Annotated in this window: 13 protein-coding genes, 1 tRNA gene and 1 pseudogene; 3 read left to right on the forward strand and 12 right to left on the reverse strand. The window is 70.3% G+C overall.

What is annotated here, in order from left to right; all coding sequences use genetic code 11:
• Positions 1–59 precede the first annotated feature (59 nt).
• The 3 genes from ACHZ99_RS11230 to ACHZ99_RS11240 all read right to left on the reverse strand — a co-directional run bounded on the left by ACHZ99_RS11230 (position 60) and on the right by ACHZ99_RS11240 (position 2,296).
• Positions 60–569 carry a DinB family protein gene (locus ACHZ99_RS11230; protein WP_420304320.1) on the reverse strand — a complete coding sequence of 170 codons (510 nt, stop codon included), beginning with the start codon at positions 567–569 and terminating at the stop codon, positions 60–62.
• A gap of 148 nt (positions 570–717) precedes the next feature.
• On the reverse strand, positions 718–1,401 hold the full coding sequence (locus ACHZ99_RS11235) for a class I SAM-dependent methyltransferase (RefSeq protein WP_420304321.1): 684 nt from the start codon (positions 1,399–1,401) through the stop codon (positions 718–720).
• A 100-nt stretch (positions 1,402–1,501) separates the two neighbouring features.
• The gene (locus tag ACHZ99_RS11240) at positions 1,502–2,296 is read right to left on the reverse strand and encodes an SAM-dependent methyltransferase (RefSeq protein WP_420304322.1); all 795 of its coding nucleotides are present in this window, start codon (positions 2,294–2,296) and stop codon (positions 1,502–1,504) included.
• Between the two features lie 103 nt (positions 2,297–2,399).
• On the opposite strand from ACHZ99_RS11240, the gene ACHZ99_RS11245 reads away from it, so the two are divergent.
• Positions 2,400–3,779, forward strand: coding sequence for a cytochrome P450 (locus tag ACHZ99_RS11245; RefSeq protein ID WP_420304323.1), 1,380 nt, complete (start codon positions 2,400–2,402; stop codon positions 3,777–3,779).
• Between the two features lie 142 nt (positions 3,780–3,921).
• Positions 3,922–5,457: an AAA family ATPase gene (locus tag ACHZ99_RS11250; protein ID WP_420304324.1), complete on the forward strand. Its 1,536-nt coding sequence runs from the start codon at positions 3,922–3,924 to the stop codon at positions 5,455–5,457.
• 674 nt (positions 5,458–6,131) lie between these two features.
• On the opposite strand, the pseudogene ACHZ99_RS11255 reads toward ACHZ99_RS11250, so the two are convergent.
• The 9 genes and pseudogenes from ACHZ99_RS11255 to ACHZ99_RS11295 form a co-directional block, all read right to left on the reverse strand.
• Positions 6,132–6,278, reverse strand: a pseudogene (locus tag ACHZ99_RS11255) (Txe/YoeB family addiction module toxin); the annotation flags it as partial.
• A gap of 842 nt (positions 6,279–7,120) precedes the next feature.
• Positions 7,121–9,121 carry an N-6 DNA methylase gene (locus tag ACHZ99_RS11260; RefSeq protein WP_420304325.1) on the reverse strand — a complete coding sequence of 667 codons (2,001 nt, stop codon included), beginning with the start codon at positions 9,119–9,121 and terminating at the stop codon, positions 7,121–7,123.
• The gene (locus tag ACHZ99_RS11265) at positions 9,118–9,720 is read right to left on the reverse strand and encodes a restriction endonuclease subunit S (RefSeq protein ID WP_420304326.1); all 603 of its coding nucleotides are present in this window, start codon (positions 9,718–9,720) and stop codon (positions 9,118–9,120) included. Before ACHZ99_RS11265 ends, ACHZ99_RS11260 begins: the two co-directional genes overlap by 4 nt.
• A gap of 116 nt (positions 9,721–9,836) precedes the next feature.
• Positions 9,837–9,980 (reverse strand): hypothetical protein, encoded by a 144-nt coding sequence (locus ACHZ99_RS11270; RefSeq protein ID WP_420304327.1) that lies wholly within the window; start codon positions 9,978–9,980, stop codon positions 9,837–9,839.
• Positions 9,981–10,648: 668 nt separating this feature from the next.
• Positions 10,649–11,554: a nucleotidyl transferase AbiEii/AbiGii toxin family protein gene (locus tag ACHZ99_RS11275; protein ID WP_420304328.1), complete on the reverse strand. Its 906-nt coding sequence runs from the start codon at positions 11,552–11,554 to the stop codon at positions 10,649–10,651.
• On the reverse strand, positions 11,554–12,168 hold the full coding sequence (locus ACHZ99_RS11280; protein ID WP_420304329.1) for a type IV toxin-antitoxin system AbiEi family antitoxin domain-containing protein: 615 nt from the start codon (positions 12,166–12,168) through the stop codon (positions 11,554–11,556). The genes ACHZ99_RS11275 and ACHZ99_RS11280 overlap by 1 nt, the downstream gene beginning before the upstream one ends.
• A gap of 407 nt (positions 12,169–12,575) precedes the next feature.
• Positions 12,576–12,648 (reverse strand) — tRNA-Glu (locus ACHZ99_RS11285).
• Positions 12,649–12,799: 151 nt separating this feature from the next.
• On the reverse strand, positions 12,800–14,206 hold the full coding sequence (locus ACHZ99_RS11290) for a GntP family permease (RefSeq protein ID WP_420304330.1): 1,407 nt from the start codon (positions 14,204–14,206) through the stop codon (positions 12,800–12,802).
• Between the two features lie 179 nt (positions 14,207–14,385).
• The gene (locus ACHZ99_RS11295) at positions 14,386–14,916 is read right to left on the reverse strand and encodes a gluconokinase (RefSeq protein ID WP_420304331.1); all 531 of its coding nucleotides are present in this window, start codon (positions 14,914–14,916) and stop codon (positions 14,386–14,388) included.
• 93 nt (positions 14,917–15,009) lie between these two features.
• Between ACHZ99_RS11295 and ACHZ99_RS11300 the strand changes: the two genes are divergently transcribed.
• The gene (locus ACHZ99_RS11300; RefSeq protein ID WP_420304332.1) at positions 15,010–15,837 is read left to right on the forward strand and encodes a FadR/GntR family transcriptional regulator; all 828 of its coding nucleotides are present in this window, start codon (positions 15,010–15,012) and stop codon (positions 15,835–15,837) included.
• Positions 15,838–15,864 lie beyond the last annotated feature (27 nt).

The raw sequence follows: 15,864 nt of genomic DNA on the forward strand, positions 1-15,864 counted from the left end.
CGCGGGCTCCGGGCCGCCGCCTCCGCGCGGGGGCGGCGGCCCGGGGGCGTGCGCAACTCCTAGTAGTAGCCCTTCGTGCCGTCGACGAGCTCCCGGACGAGGTCCGCGTGCCCCGCGTGCCGCCCGGTCTCCTCGATGAGGTGGAGGAGGATCCAGCGGAGGCTGGCCTGCTGCCGGGGGTGGCGCGCGACGTCGTCCAGGGAGGCGGCAGCGACGATCTCGTCGCTCCGCGCGCACTGGGCCTCGTAGTCCGCGAGCAGCTGCGCCAGGGTGGCGCCCTCGGTGAACCAGTCGGCGTCCTCGTCGGCGGACTCGTCGAAGGCGGGGTTCCGGCTGCTGTCCCCGCCGAGGAAGATGACGTCGAGCCAGGTGTGCTCGGTCCAGCGCATGTGGGCGACGAGCCCGGCCAGGGTCATCAGCGGCGAGGTGGGGATGACGGAGCGGCGGGCGTCCTCGTCGCTCACGCCCTCGCACTTCCAGCGGAGGATCTTGCGCTGAAGTTCCAGCCAGCCGGTGAGGGCGGCGCGTTCGTCGGCGAGCAGCGGCGGGCGCTGGAAGATATGCGACATGCCGCGGACGCTAGCGCCCGCGGCGGCGGGCTGTCGCCGGGTTTTCACCGGGAGTCCGCCGGGAGGCGCGGGGCCGGGGCCACGCGCCGGGGCTAGGCCACCGGGGTCACCCCGCCGGGGTCACGCCACCCGGGTCACGCCGCCGGGGTCACGCCTCCGGCTTCTGCGCCATCACCACCACCCCCGGACCCGTCTGCCCGTCCCCCGGCAGCCGCAGCTCCGCCACCGGCCGCAGCCCAGCCCGCTCGATCAGGGCCACGTACGCCTCGGGCCGCCACCGATGCGTCGTCCAGCGGATGCCCGCGGTCCCGTACGCCTCCGTACGCACCACGTCCTTGTCCTCCGCCGCCACATGCGTCCCCGTCAGGAAGTGCCCGCCCGGCTTCAGGGCGCAGACGAACAGGTCCAGCACCTGCGGCAGCACGGCACGCGGGAGGTTGAACAGCGACCACCAGCCGAGCACCCCGCCCAGCGACCCGTCGGCGAGGTCGAGGTCGGTCGCGGAGGAGACGGTGAAGCGGCACCGCGGATGCAGCCGGCGGGCGTTCTCGACCATGCGCGGCGACAGGTCCACGCCGGACACGTCGAGGCCGCGTTCGGCGAGGTACGCCGTCACCGTGCCCGGGCCGCAACCCACGTCGAGGACCGGGCCGGAGCCGCCCACGGCCTCGGCGAAGACGTCGACCGCGGCCCGCAGCCACGGGTACCGCCGGATGTCGCCCATACCCGTGGACTGCAACAGGTGGACGTAGTTGTCGGCGACCTGGTCATAGGAGTCGCGGACGGTGTCGAGGTCCGCCGGGCGGTCGACGCGGGGGGCGTGTGCGTGCATGCGGCCAACATAGGCCAGGGGTACGACAGTGCCCCGTCCCGCGCCCTGTCCCGCGCTCCAGCCCTCCAGCCCGCGCCCCGGCCGCGCTCCGCGGGCCGCGTCAGTCCTTCCGCCCCACGCCCCCGTAGATGCCGACCTCCCGGTACGGCGCCGGCGGCTCCGTGTCCGGCCGCCAGAACGGGACCTGCACCAGCCCCGGTTCCACCAGGCCGAACCCGTCGAAGAACGCCTCGACCTCCGCGTACGTCCGCAGGTTCAAACCGGCCGTCGCCTTCTTGTAGACGGCCTGGGCGTCCGTGCGGTCGGCGAAGTCGCCGGTGGCGTGCGAGAGCACCAGATAGCTGCCCGCGGGCAGGGCGTCGCGCAGCGTGGCCGCGATCCGCCCCGGCTCGTCCGCGTCGGTGAGGAAGTGCAGGACCGCCACCAGGAACACCGCGACGGGCCGGTCGAAGTCGAGCACGCCGCGGACGTCGGGGTGGTCGAGGATGCCCTGCACGTCCCGCACGTCGGCGAGCACGATGCGGGTCCCGCCCGAGTCGCTGAGGAGCGCGTCCGCGTGGGCCCGTACGATCGGGTCGTTGTCGACGTAGACGACGCGCGTGTCCGGCGCCGTCTCCCGGGCCGTCTCGTGCACGTTCGGCGACGTCGGCAGGCCGGTGCCGAGGTCCAGGACCTGACGGACGCCGGCGCCGACCACGTGCCGTACCGCGCGCTGGAGGAAGGCCCGGTTGGCCCGGAGGCCGATCCGCGCCTCGGGGGCGGCGGCGACGAGCTCCTCGCCGGCCCGGCGGTCGGCCTCGTAGTTGTCCTTGCCGCCCAGCAGGTAGTCGTAGATCCGCGCCGGGTGCGGCTTGCTGACGTCTATCTCCTCGTAGCGGATGCCCTCCGGCGTCACGCCGCGCTCCTCTCGACGACCCTCAACAGTAGTCGCCCGGCGCGGAATTCGTGGAAGCATACGGCCCAACCGGAACGTGACCCGGACCCACGGAAGGAGCGCCATGCCGGACGACGGCATCGACCGCATACCCGGCCCGCCCGCGGACGGCGACGGCGCCGGTGCCATCGCGGCGGCGGGAGGGCTGCACAACTACCAGCTGGAGCTGCACGCGGAGTACGGCCCGGTGGTGCGGTTCCCGCTGCCGGGCGCGGACGTGGCGGTGTCGGTCGCCGACCCGGTGCTGCTGGAGGCCACCGCGAAGATCAACAAGCGGCCGGAGCAGCTGTTCGCGTTCCTGGAGCCCCTCCAGGAGTCGGGCAACATGCAGACGCTCCCGGCCGCCGAACACACGCCGTGGCGACGCGTGATGCTGTCGGTGCTGGCCGGACGCCCCGCGCACGAGGCGCACTTCGCCCGGTTCGCCGCGCTGACGACGGCGATGGCCGACCGGTGGGCGGCGGACGCGGGGCGCGGCGGCGGGCCCGTCGAGCTCCAGAAGGACCTGAGCAAGCTGTCGTTGCAGATGGTCTGCGAGTTCGCGCTGGGCAGCGAGCTGGCGTCCGAGGAGTCCGCCGCGCGGGTGGTGGCGGCGTTCGAGGACGTGCTCACCGACCAGCTGGCGCGGCTCTACCAGGTGGACGTGGCCGGTACGGAGGAGGAGCGCCGCACCCGCGCCGACGAGGCCCTGGCGTACCTGCGCGGCACCGTCGACGAGGTGCTCGCCGCCCACCGGGCGCGCGGCGCCGCCGAAGGGGCCGAGCGGGCTGAGCGGGCCGAGCGGGCCGACGGCAGCGACCTGATCGCGGCCCTGGCCGCCGCGGGCGAGGCGCCGGCGCGGATCCGCGACACGGTCCTGATGACGATGATGGCCGCCCACCACACCACCGGCGTGGCCATCTCCTGGGCGCTCCACCTGCTGTCCCGCCACCCACGGGAGGCCGACCGCACCGCCGCCGAACTCGACCGGGTCCTCGGCGACCGCACCACCCCCGACTACGGCGACCTCAGAAACCTCCCGTACCTGGACATGGTGCTCCGGGAGTCGATGCGCCTGTACCCGCCGGGCCCGTACGGCGCCCGCGAGGCCACCGAGGACCTCCGCCTCGGCGACTACACCGTCCCCGCCGGCACGACCGTCTTCTACCCGTTCTGGGCCGTCCACATGAACCCCGCGCACTGGCCGGATCCGGAGACGTTCGACCCCGGCCGCTTCACCCCGGAGGCCACCGCGGCACGCCACCGGCTCGCGTACATCCCGTTCGGCATCGGCCCGCGGAGCTGCGAGGGCGCGGCGCTCGCGATGGTCGAGGCGAAGCTCGTCCTGGCGGTCCTGCTGAAGCGGTTCCGCTTCGAGGCGCCCCCCGACCAGACGGTCACGCCGGTAGAGCGCTTCGTGCTGTGGGCCGCGGAAGACATCCGCATGGACCTCACCCCCCGCTGACCCGCGGCCCGGCCGAGGGCCGGGCCGGGGACGCCCGGTGGACCGGGTCCGCGGTCGCCTCCCGTTGTCGGTGGGGTCGGATAGCGTTTGTGGCGTGCGCTACTTCAACACGGCAGGGCCGTGCTCCCCCAAGCGTCACTACATGCTGCCGTCGCAGGAACGGCTGCCGAAGGCCCGCGAGATCGTGGACGAAGGCCAGTACTTCGTGGTCCACGCGCCTCGGCAGACGGGGAAGACGACGGCGCTGGCGGCGATGGCCCGGGATCTGACGGCTTCGGGCGGGTACGCGGCGCTGCGCTTCTCCTGCGAGACGGCCGAGGCGGCGGGGGAAGACATCGAGCGGGCGGAGCTGCTGGTACTCAGTGCGATCCGGCGGTCCGCCGAGGCGGCCCAGCTGCCGGACGAGCTGGCTCCTCCGAGCCCGTGGCCGGACGACGAGCCCGGGGCCCGGCTCGCGCGAGGGCTGATGGAGTGGGTGCGGAGTTGTCCGCGTCCGCTGGTCCTTGTCTTCGACGAGATCGACGCGCTGCAGGGGCAGAGTCTGCGCAGTGTGCTGCGTCAGCTGCGGGACGGGTACACCGATGTGCGCGATCTGTTCCCGCACTCGGTGGTGTTGTGCGGGCTGCGTGATGTGCGTGACTACAAGGCGGCCTCGGGCGGCGATCCGGGGAGCCTTGGGACGTCGAGCCCGTTCAACATCAAGATCGCGTCGCTGCGGATGGGCGACTTCTCCGAGGCCGACGTCGCCGAGCTGTACACGCAGCACACCGCGGAGACCGGCCAGGAGTTCACCCCGGACGCGGTGCGGCGCGCGTTCGGGTGCACCCAGGGCCAGCCCTGGCTGGTCAACGCGCTGGCCTATGAGATCACCAGGCGGATGCGGGTCCCGCGGTCCGAGCCGATCACGGCCGAGCACGTGGACGAGGCGAAAGAGCGGCTGATCCTTGAGCGCGCGACGCATCTGGACTCGCTGGCCGCGCGCCTGGGCGAGGACCGGGTGCGGCGGGTGATCCAGCCTCTGATCGCGGGCGAGCTGCCGCAGGAGGCGAGCACCTACGACGACGATCTGGCCTACGTGCGCGACCTGGGCCTGATCGCTACGGATTCACCGGTGCGGGTGGCCAACCCGATCTACAAAGAGGTCATCGTCCGCGTCCTGGGCACCAGGACCGAATCGGTGATCACCGCGGCCCCGGGCAGCTTCCGGCTGCCGGACGGCCGGATCGACATGGACAAGCTGCTGCGTTCCTTCGCCGAGTTCTGGCGGGAGAACGGGGAGATCCTGGCCACCACCTCGACCTATCCCGAGGCGGCGGCACAGCTGGTGATGATGGCCTATCTGCACCGCATCGTGAACGGGGCGGGCTTCATCGACCGGGAGTACGGGGTCGGCCGCCGCCGGGTCGACCTGCTGATTCGCCAGCCGTACAGCGCCGCTGACGGTTCGCGGGCGGTGCAGCGCGAGGCGCTGGAGCTGAAGGTGTGGCGCCAGGGCCGCCCCGACCCGCTGTCCGAGGGGCTGGCGCAGCTGGACGACTACCTGGACCGCATGGAGCTGTCCACGGGCACCCTCGTCGTCTTCGACACCCGCCCTCAGGCCGCCCCGGTCCACGAGCGCACCGCCTTCTCCCAGGAGAGTACGCCCTCCGGGCGCACCGTCACGCTGCTGCGCGCCTGACGGCGGGGCAGGAGCCCGCCGCCCGGCCGACAACCAACGCGAACTGCACGGGTGGAGCTGCAAGATCAACCAGCGCCGGAGCGCCGCGCCCCCGCACCGTCGGCCTCGGACCGCGTGAACCCCCACGGCCGGTCCGAGCCGGACATGAGCAGCCCTCGGGGCCGGACTCGTCGGACCAGCAGACGAACGACGCCGTGCAGAGCAACGAGCACTCTCTGACGAGAGTGTGTCCAGGATTCAGGTGCCCCCAACGGGATTCGAACCCGAGATCGTCACCTCGCTGACCTGCGACGATGCTACCAACCCGCACGGGAGAGCCCTTTTCGCGCCAGCTCGATCCCCCTGGATCCTGCTCCATCCCGGTCCCGTGCGCACACCGCCACCATGCGTTGCACCAGCAACTCGCCCGGACGAACGACCGCTCCGGCATGCGGATCGAGAACCGCCGCCCAGCCTGTTCGCGCAAACTGCGCCATCTCGACGGCGGGCCGGAGAGCACGCCCGACACCGGATGCGAGGCGGGCCCGACGCCGATCAGAGAGCTTCGGCGGTCTCGTGGCACCGGCTATACATTCTCATGTACAGCCGCGCCGCGGGCGGGCACCTGTGGACCGTCAGGATCGGGCCGGACATGCCGCACTGACTGGAGAAACCTGACCGATGCCCACGGGACCTCACCTCTCGTAGTGGAAGCGGCATGCCACGACGTGGATGACGTCGTCCTCGTCGATGCGGTACACCAGTCGGTGTTCGGAGTTGATGCGCCGCGACCAGTAGCCGGAGAGGTCGTTCCGCAGCGGCTCGGGTTTGCCGATCCCCTCGTCGACCACACCCGCGAGAAGGGTCGGCTGAACGCCAAGCGGCAGGCCCGCCTGGCGGCCCGGGTGCGGGAGCTGGCCGACGGCTTCACCGAGGCGATGACTCTGCCCGGACTCGCATCTGCCCGGAGCCCGGCTCAAACGAGGGCTGGCTCAGTGGGCACGGGGCTGTCCGCGTCCGCTGGTGTTGTTCTTCGACGAGGTCGAAGCGCTGCGCGGGGAGAGTCTGCGAGTGCGCTGCGGCAGCTGCGGGACGGCGGCACCCGAGACCGGTCAGCGGTTCCTGCTGCGCACCTTCTGGTGCGCCCAGGGGCGGCACGATGATGGCTATCTACACCGGATCGTGAACGGTGGGGACGGCAACCGCCGCCGCCGATGTTTCAGGCCCCAGCGGAAGGGCCGTGGAGCTGCAGTTCCGCAGCCAACCCAATGTCACTCTGAGTTGAGAGAAACTCACGCTCCATAGAATTAATGTCCGCACTTGTTCAGATTCATAGTGCTCCCAACGGGACTCGAACCCGAGATCGTTACCTCTCTGACCTGCGACGTTGCTATCAACCCGAACAAGGCAGCCCGTTTCGATCCCTCTCGATCCTGCTCGATCCCGGTGACTCCCGGCCGCGTACGCACACGTGCGCACGGCGGTGTATGCCGTTGCGGGAGCAACGCCGCCCACCCGACGGGACACCATCCACACGCATCATGCGCCGCCGGGGCGGCAGCACCGGGTGGGTCAGCTTCACCCCGCGCCGGCAGAGGGTCAGGCCCCGCCCACAGCCAGGCCGGGCTGCGATGACAGCGACCTGGGGAGTACCCGAGATTGCGGCGTCAGGTCGGTGGGCCGGTCAGGTGTACCCAAGCTGCTCCAAGCGGGCTGCAAGCCGTACCCCAGTTGCCTCGCTTTGCCTCTCCAAGTCCGTGAGTGAAGTTTCATATCGGTCGCCCCATGAGCGGTAGATATCGACGAGCGTCTGCCGCTCCGCGGCGACGAGCTTCTCCACGCGAGAGCGGAGTTCCCTACCAAGAGCATCGAACACTCGTTCGCCTGTCAGGTCCTGGGGGAGGCGCGAAGACCGGACATCGCTGGCGGTAGCCCATCGGTCGATAACCCCGGAAAGACCTCGGAGGTCCAGGCTTCTGAGGTCGTCGTGCCGGTCTGACCACCAGGCCGCGAAGGCGCCGGTCAGCTGGTACCTGTCTAGAATCCCCGCCGGGAGGAGTTCCTCACGGAAGGAAGCCATGAGCTCGGGACGCAACATCAACAACCTTGCTGTTCCAGCGTGTTCGGCAATATGTGATGACGCTTCCTCCCACCACGAATGGCAGCGGTGGAGGAATTCCTCCTCCCGGACAGCAGCGAGGGCCGGGATGCGCGCTGCGGTCGCCTCGCAGCCGTCAGGCAGGAAGTCGAGATAGTCGGAACTCTTCGGCATGAACAGGTCATCGAGGTGGATACCGAAGGCACCGAAATGCCCCATTTCCGCATCAACTTCGCTTCTTGGTACCCCGCCGAAAAGCGCCGCACGGACATCCAGCTGCGGCTCAGCAAGTGGACTGGCATCGACATAGCGCCGGATGTTTAGGTTGAAGTCGTTGTACGCGATTTCGTCCAGCGTGACCACTCGGGAGAATCCGGGGATGTCCGCCCACTCGCGGAATGCCCCCACGATCTTCTCTACATTCTGCGGCTCCAGGTGGTTCTGAGACCGCCCTGTTACTACTTCGCGCTCGGCATTGATGAACAGCACCCGGCCGCGCCGATCTGCCGGTGGCCCGTTCGTGCCCCGCAGCACCAATATGCAGGCAGGGATGGCCGTACCGTGAAAGACATTCGGTCCAATACCGATTACCGCTTCGAGCCGGGCGCCCTCCACGATCCCGCGGCGGATCTCCTCCTCAGCCCCACCGCGAAACAGCACACCATGTGGAGTGACCACCGCTCCGATCCCGTCCGGGTGGAGTGTGGCCAGCACATGCTGGACGTTCATCAGATCGGCCTTGGCTCGCGGCGTCCAGCCGTACTTCATCCTCTCGGGATGCCTAACCTCCTTCTCGGAGTAGTTCATCGAGAAGGGAGGATTGGTGAGTACACGGTCGAAGCGCCTGAGATGTCCGCCCTGCAGTGAGTGGAGTGGGTCGGCCAGGGTGTCGCCGCGGAGTACTGACCCGTCCGTGATGCCGTGCAGCAGGAGATTCAGCCGGGCCGTGGAGCACGTCGCGCCGTTCACCTCCTGCCCGAAGAGGGCGAGGTCCGCACCCTCCCCGCAGTGCTCATCGACGTACCGCCTGGCCTCGATGAGCATGCCTCCCGAGCCGGCGAACGGATCGTAGACAGACTGTCCCTGCTGAGGCCGGACTAGGCGCACCATCAGTCGGACCACAGAACGGGGCGTGAAGAACTCCCCACCCCGTTTGCCGGCGCTGTCAGCGAACGCACTGAGGATCTGGTCGTAGGCAGAACCAGCCACATCGCCGAATTCCAGATCGTCGTCCTTCAATGGAAGGTGGTCGAAGTGATCGACCAGTGCCTTCAACTCGGTACGGCCAAGCCTCCTGTCGAAGTCGAGGGCTTCGAACACCCCCTCCAGTACCTCAAGGTTGCTCTGCTCGAGTTCCCACAGGGCCTTGTTGAGTACGTCGCCCAGCGCCTTGCCCTCATACCCAGCGATGTGGGGCCAACGGGCACGCTCAGGTACGCGAAGAACGCCGGGCTGGTCTGAGGCCCGCTTGAGGAGCAGCATTGCGGAAATGACATCACGGTACTGCGATGCATCCATCCTGCCGCGCAGGATGTCGGCGGCGCCAAAGAGGGAGCGCGCCAACTGGGCGGCAGTGAAGGGGGTCATGTGCACCTCGTTCCTCCCATCAGCTCTCCGAACATGGCAGGCCGCAGCGCCTCAAGGCGATCGGCCATCTGCCGCAGGCTCCTGATTCGCGCGTCGACATCGGCCAGGGCTTCGACTGCCGATTGCTGCCGGTCAAGGGGTGGCAGGGTGACCGGCAACTCGTTGAGCATCGCCGAGTTGAGCGAAGGGACCGTTCCCGGGATGGATTGTCCCAGCAGAGCCCGTTGCACGGGTGGATAGGACAGATACGACACGAGGTAGGTGGGGAGGACAAGTTCACTCCGGGGCCTGATACGCAGACAGGACGAGCCGTAGAACCACGTAACTTGTTCTGGCCCGATCAGCGCCAGCCGACCGAGGGCCCCCTGACGCACAGTGAGGAGGTCACCCTCCCGTAGCGCGAACCGGGAGAGCCGCTCAGCCTCGCCCTGCGGCACCCGGCGGATCCGCCGGGTGTCCACAGTGTGGTGATCGGTGAGATCCGACGGTGAGATCACCGGTACCCCGTCAGGGCTGTCGTGCAGGCTTTCCAGCAAGGACCCAGACGGACCGGCCGTCACCTCACAAATGCTTCTGAGTGGGACTTGGTCCCAGGTCATGGACGCGTCCTCTCCGTGTGCAGTCCCTCCGGCTGTCCGCCGGGCACTCACGCTTCGCCATGCTCCTGCCTGCCGGCGGCGGACGGGACGCGTACGCCGCGCCCGCCGCACGCCCGTCAGGCTACGCGCATCCAGTACCGCATCACTGCCCGCACCAGCTCCGCCACGGCGGCAGCCAGCAGAGCCGTGAAGACCACGATCAGCGCCGCCATGCCATGCCCCACGAAGGAGGCAGCGAGCACAGCCACGACGATGATCACTACGAGCGGTACCACGCCCGCTCTGGCCCGAGGCGGGAGGGAACGTGCATGATGGGTATCGATAATCCTCACGAGGGTTTCCCTTCACTCTTCGCACACTGTGCGCGGGTGGTTGAGCCGCATCCCCCGCCGGGCCTGGAAACCATGCGGGGTGGTGCGGCGGTTCATGTATCGAACGCTGTTGCCACGGTGTCGCACCGAGGGCGGCACACTCTTCCCTTGCGGCATCGCACACGAAGCTCGGATCATGCCCGGCCCTCGATACCGCCAACGCTACATCCGCGAAGCTAGCTTCGCAATCCTCTCCGCGCCAACTGCCCCACGGGGCATGGCGAGTTGATCTGCTTCTCCATGTGCGACATGACCGCGCCCCATTACATACCCCGTGCGTGGCTTCCGAGATCGTCAGGGTGAGACCCGGCCGCCGCCGCGGCCTTCCCGGAGTGGCTGGGATGATCAGCCCAAGGCGTGCGCACGCCTTGGGCTGAGCCGAACCGGTTCGCTTCGCGGCACCCCGCGAGAGGACTCGGACGAACACCCCCTTTGCATCCTGCCTGATCCCGCTCGATCCTTCTCATTCAGAGGCCCGTGCGCACGTGTGCGTGCGGGCCTCGGACGGGTTGCATGCGCTGCCTCGACGTGCCGGCTCGGGACATGGTGCGCTTTGTTCACGTCCAGGTGCGGGTGTCCGCGCTCCATGTGCGCGTGGTGGTGCCGCTTGTGAGGAGGGGGTCCGCGAAGGCGATCACTTGGTGGACGACGTCAATGAAGTATCCCGGGTAGCTGTTCGCGGCGGGGCCCTGGCGGCGGCGCCAGGCGGAGTAGGAGGTCTGGCGCCGTTCAGCAAGGTCGTTGATCGCGTTGCTGAGTGGCCTCAGGGGGATGCCGCGGTGCGTGGCCGTGGCGGTCAGTGCGGCGGCGACTTCGCGGCCGTCGAGGTCGTTGAGGGTGATCAGGCGGTAGAGGTCGGCGTAGTCGCGATCGCGGGTGTTGAGGTCGCCGAGCGAGAGCGCCGTGGTGAGCTTCTCGGCGATGACGGTGGCGAGGGGGTAGCCGAGGATCTGGAAAGTCTCCGACGTGAGCTGTTGGGGATAGTCGATGGTGCGTGGGCTGGGGGTGACGGGGTCGCCGAAGCTGACGTCGAGCTGGAGTTTGAGGCGGGCGCGCGCGATGGAGGCCGCCATGGACAGGCGTAGGCCGTGGTATTCGTCCTCCTCGCGGATGGGCACGGTCTTCAGCGTCGTCGGGTCGAAGGCGACGCCGTCGTCGGCCTCGGTCCCGGTGGCGGCGATGGCCGCGATCCGCCGGACGATCTCGGCCTCCCCGCCGGGGAGGGACCGGCCGAGGATGTCGATGTCGCGGGTCGTGCGGCGGGCACCGAAGTGGGCGAGCAGCAGGCCGCCCTTGAGGACGAAGTGCTCCCGGCCAAGGGGCGAGGCCGCGAGGCGGTAGAGGAATCGCTCAAGGACGTATCCGACCATGATCTCGTCGGTGGAGCGGCCTGTCCGGCGGGCCAGGTTGCGCAGATCGTTGTAGACGCGCCCGGCGGGGGTTTCGCGGGTCGGGCCCGGCATCAGGCGAGCACCGCCTCGACGGCGGGGCGGATGGTGGAGAGTGCACCGAGTTCGCGGGCGACGTCCTGGAGCTCGCGAGCGCCTCTGCGGCTGTCGCGGCGAAGGTAGCGGCCGAGTGCCGACAGGGCCAGGGGCTCGCCGATGCGGTGGCGGTGGCGCATGGCGTCTACGACGCTGCGGGCGGCGCTGTACACGGGGATGGTCTCTCCTGGGGCTGCTTCGAAGTGCTCGATGCCGAGGTCGAAGGTCTGCGCGGAGTACTGGGCCACGACGGTGGGCGGGTAGGAGATCGTGGGACGGCGGCTGCCGCGGGGTACGGCGATGTGCACGGCGGTGGGGATGTCGTCGATCAACTCGTGCAGGGCGAGGGCGGATTCGCCGCACACGACTGCGCCGGGCGCCCGGGCGCATACGGCCAGGAGGTCCGCGTGGGCGGTCTCGGGCGCGTCTGCCCTGCGGTAGACCCCGCGGGAGAGGTCGTCCAGGACCCCTTCGCCGACCAGGGAGGACAGGTCGCGGGAGGAGAGCTGGGCCTCGCGGGCCTGTGCGGTGGTGAAGGTGGGGGGCAGTACGGCCAGCCGTCGTGCGATGCGGGGCTTGTTCACGGCTGACATGTATTGAATCGTACCCCTCATGAGAGGTGATGGGTGCCATTCAGTACGCCACACGGCATCCTCGCGAGGCTCGGCGCCCGGAGCTGCAAGATCAACCAGCGCCGGAGCGGAGCGTCGCGACCCCGCACCGTCGGCCTCAGCCTGCGTGACCCCCGACGGCCGGTCCGAGTCGGACACGAGCAGCCCTCGGGATCGGACTTGACCGACACCTCCACCCCAGCTGACACCGAAAGCCGTGCACACACGCGCGCACGGCTCTCGCATTCCGCGGGTCAGCCGCCTCGCGGGCACCCCCACCTGCGTGATGTCCGCAACGGACGGGCCCGGGGGCTGCATCGGACCAGCAGACGAACGACGCCGTGCAGAGCAACGAGCACTCTCTGACGAGAGTGTGTCCAGGATTGAGGTGCCCCCAACGGGATTCGAACCCGTGCTACCGCCTTGAAAGGGCGGCGTCCTGGGCCACTAGACGATGAGGGCCGACCGCCCCGCGGGGGCGGCTGGACCAGCCGCGCTCGGGGGCTCCAGCAGGATATGGGATGGCGGGTGAGATCGCCAAAACGATTCCTTCCGGGCCCCGCGTCCCCGTGGCCCGCCGCCGGTGGGGCGGCGCGGGCCACGGGGAGGGGGATCAGGCGATGACGAAGAGGAGGGAGGCGAGGCCGAAGGCCGAGAGGCCGATGGTCGTCTCCATCACCGTCCAGGTCTTCAGCGTCGTCTTCACGTCCATGTTGAAGAACCTGCCCACCAGCCAGAAGCCCGAGTCGTTCACGTGGCTGGCCGTGACCGAGCCCGCCGCCGTGGCGAGGACGATCGCGGCGAGCTGGACCGCGTTGTAGTCCGCCTCCAGGACGGCCGGCTGGATCAGTCCCGCCGCCGTGGTCAGGGCGACCGTGGCGGAGCCCTGGGCGACGCGGAGGGCGGTGGCGACGACGTACGCGACGACGATCACGGGCAGGCCCAGGTCGCTCATCGCGTCGGCGAGGGCGTCGCCGATGCCGCTGGCCTCCAGGACGCCGCCGAACATGCCGCCGGCGCCGGTGATGAGGATGATCGCGCAGACCGGTCCGAGTGCGGAGTCGAGGAGCTTCTCGATCGTCGCCAGGCCGCGGCCGCGGCGGGTGCCCAGGACGTACGACGCGACAAAGGCGGTCACCAGCAGCGCTACCGGGGTGGAGCCGAGGGCGCGGGCGACGTTGTACCAGGACTCCGTGTCCTCCACCCAGCCCGCCGCGCGGGCGGTGTCGAGGCCCGTGTTGGCGAAGATGAGCACCAGCGGGAGCAGGAGCAGCGTGATCACCGTGGACGCGGGGGGCGGGGCGTCCTGCTTTTCCTCCTGCGGGCCGCCGGTGAGGATGTCCGGGACCGCCAGGACGATCTTCTCGCCGATCCACACGCCGTAGAGGTAGCTGGTGACGTACCAGATCGGGACGGCCATGAGCAGGCCGACCAGCACGACGAGCCCGACGTCCGCGCCCAGCAGCTCGGTCGCGGCGACCGGGCCGGGGTGCGGCGGCACGAAGACGTGCATGATGGAGAACGCGCCGGCGGCCGGCAGCCCGTAGCGCAGCACGCCGCCGCCGAGGCGGCGGGCGACGGTGAAGACGATCGGCAGCATCACGACGAGGCCGGCGTCGAAGAAGATCGGGAAGCCGAAGATCAGCGACGCGAGGCCGAGCGCGAACGGCGCGCGGTCATCGCCGAACTTCCGGATCATGGCGTCCGCGAGGCTCTGCGCGCCGCCGCTGACCTCCACCAGCCGGCCCAGCATCGCGCCGAGGCCGACGAGCAGCGCGACTTCCGCCAGCGTCGAACCGAAGCCGTCGGCCGCCACGGGGACCACCTGTTCGGCGGGGATGCCGGCGGCGAAGGCGGTGAGCAGGCTGATGGTGATCAGCGCGAGGAAGGCGTGGACGCGCAGGTAGATCACCAGGAAGAGGAGCACGGCGACGGCCGCGCCGGCTATCGCGAGCAGCGGGCCCGCGTCCATCGTCTGGTTCCAGTTCTCGACCTCTTGGGCCAGGGGCACCGTCGTCATCGGAAAAGCTCCATCGCTTCTCGGGTACGGGGACGGGGGGGAAATGGGGGACGGGGGACAGAGGGGATGGGGGCAAAGACGGGGGTGGGGGGAGATGGGGACTGGGTCGCGGGCGTGTCGCCGGTACGGGGCGGGGGCGGGGGCGTTCGTGGAGGGACGGGGCGGCCGGGGCCGCTCGGCTAGACCGTCCGGGCCGTCAGTCCCAGCCGGCGCAGCGCCTCCGTCGCCACCTCCTCCGGCGTCCCCGCGATGTCCACCGCCACCCCGTCCTCGTCCGCGGCCAGCGGCTCCAGGTCCGCCAGCTGCGAGCCGAGCAGCTCCGGCGGCATGAAGTGGCCGGACCTGCCGCCCAGCCGGCGGGTGAGGGTGTCGCGGTCGCCGTCCAGGTGGACGAAGCGGATGCGGGGGCCGGCGTCGCGGAGGACGTCGCGGTAGGCGCGTTTGAGCGCCGAGCAGGTGACGATCGCGTTCTCGCCGGAGTCCGCCCAGGCGGCGAGCCACGCGGCGATGGCGCGGAGCCAGGGCCGGCGGTCGGCGTCGGTGAGGGGGGTGCCGGCGCGCATCTTCTCGATGTTCTTGCGGGGGTGGAAGTCGTCGGCCTCCGCGAACGCCCAGCCGAGCCGGTCGGCGAGGAGCCGGGCGACGGTGGTCTTGCCGGCCCCGGACACGCCCATGACCACCAGTCCGGTGTGAACTTCGGGCGAGGACATGACGGCCTCCTAGAATGGTGTTACCAATCGCCGGGAAAGGTAGCACCAATGCCGGAGAGAAGGGAAGGGCCGCGCCCGGGATACCCTTCAGCGGTGGAGCTAGGGGACGTCGGCCGAGGTGAGCGGGCGGGCACCGCCGTGCCCGGGTCCGCCCCTGCCGCCCCGTCGACACCGGCCGCCCCGTCCGCCCCGCCCGGCACCCCCGCCGCCCCCGACGCCGTCGTCCTCCACAGCTCCGTCCTCGACACCCTCGGCGAGGAGATCACCGGCGGCGCGCTCCCCGAGGGCCACGTACTCACCCTGGAGCGGATACGCGAGCGCTTCGGCGTCTCCCGCACCGTCGCCCGCGAGACCATGCGGATCCTGGAGTCGATGGGCCTGGTCCGCTCCCGCCGCCGCGTCGGCATCACCGTCCAGCCCCGCGCCTCGTGGAACGTCTACGACCCCCGCGTCATCTGGTGGCGCCTCTCCGGCCCCGGCCGCAACGCCCAGCTCCGCTCGCTGACCGAACTGCGCATCGCCGTCGAGCCGCTCGCCGCCGGGGCGGCCGCCCGCAGCGCCTCCGCCGCCGAGCGGGAGCGGGCCACCGAGATCGCCGCCGACCTGCGCGCCCTCGGGGAGGCCGGCGACCTCGACCGGTTCCTGGCGGCGGACGTCGCCTTCCACACCCTGCTGCTCCAGGCCAGCGGCAACGAGATGTTCGGCGCGCTGGCGGACGTCGTGGCCGTCGTGCTCCAGGGCCGCACCCAGCTCGGGCTGATGCCGCACCACCCCGAGCCGGAGGCGCTCGACCTGCACGAGGCCGTCGCGGACGCGGTCGCGGGCGGGCGGCCGCGGGACGCGGAGAACGCGATGCGCGAGTTGCTGGCGGAGGTGCGCCACGCGATGCTCCCGCTGTGGGAGCCGCGCAGCCGCGGGTGACCTTCCGTACGCGTACGACCATCCGTG

The organism is Streptomyces sp. MAR4 CNX-425 (assembly GCF_048656465.1).
In the GTDB taxonomy this organism is placed as follows: domain Bacteria; phylum Actinomycetota; class Actinomycetes; order Streptomycetales; family Streptomycetaceae; genus Streptomyces.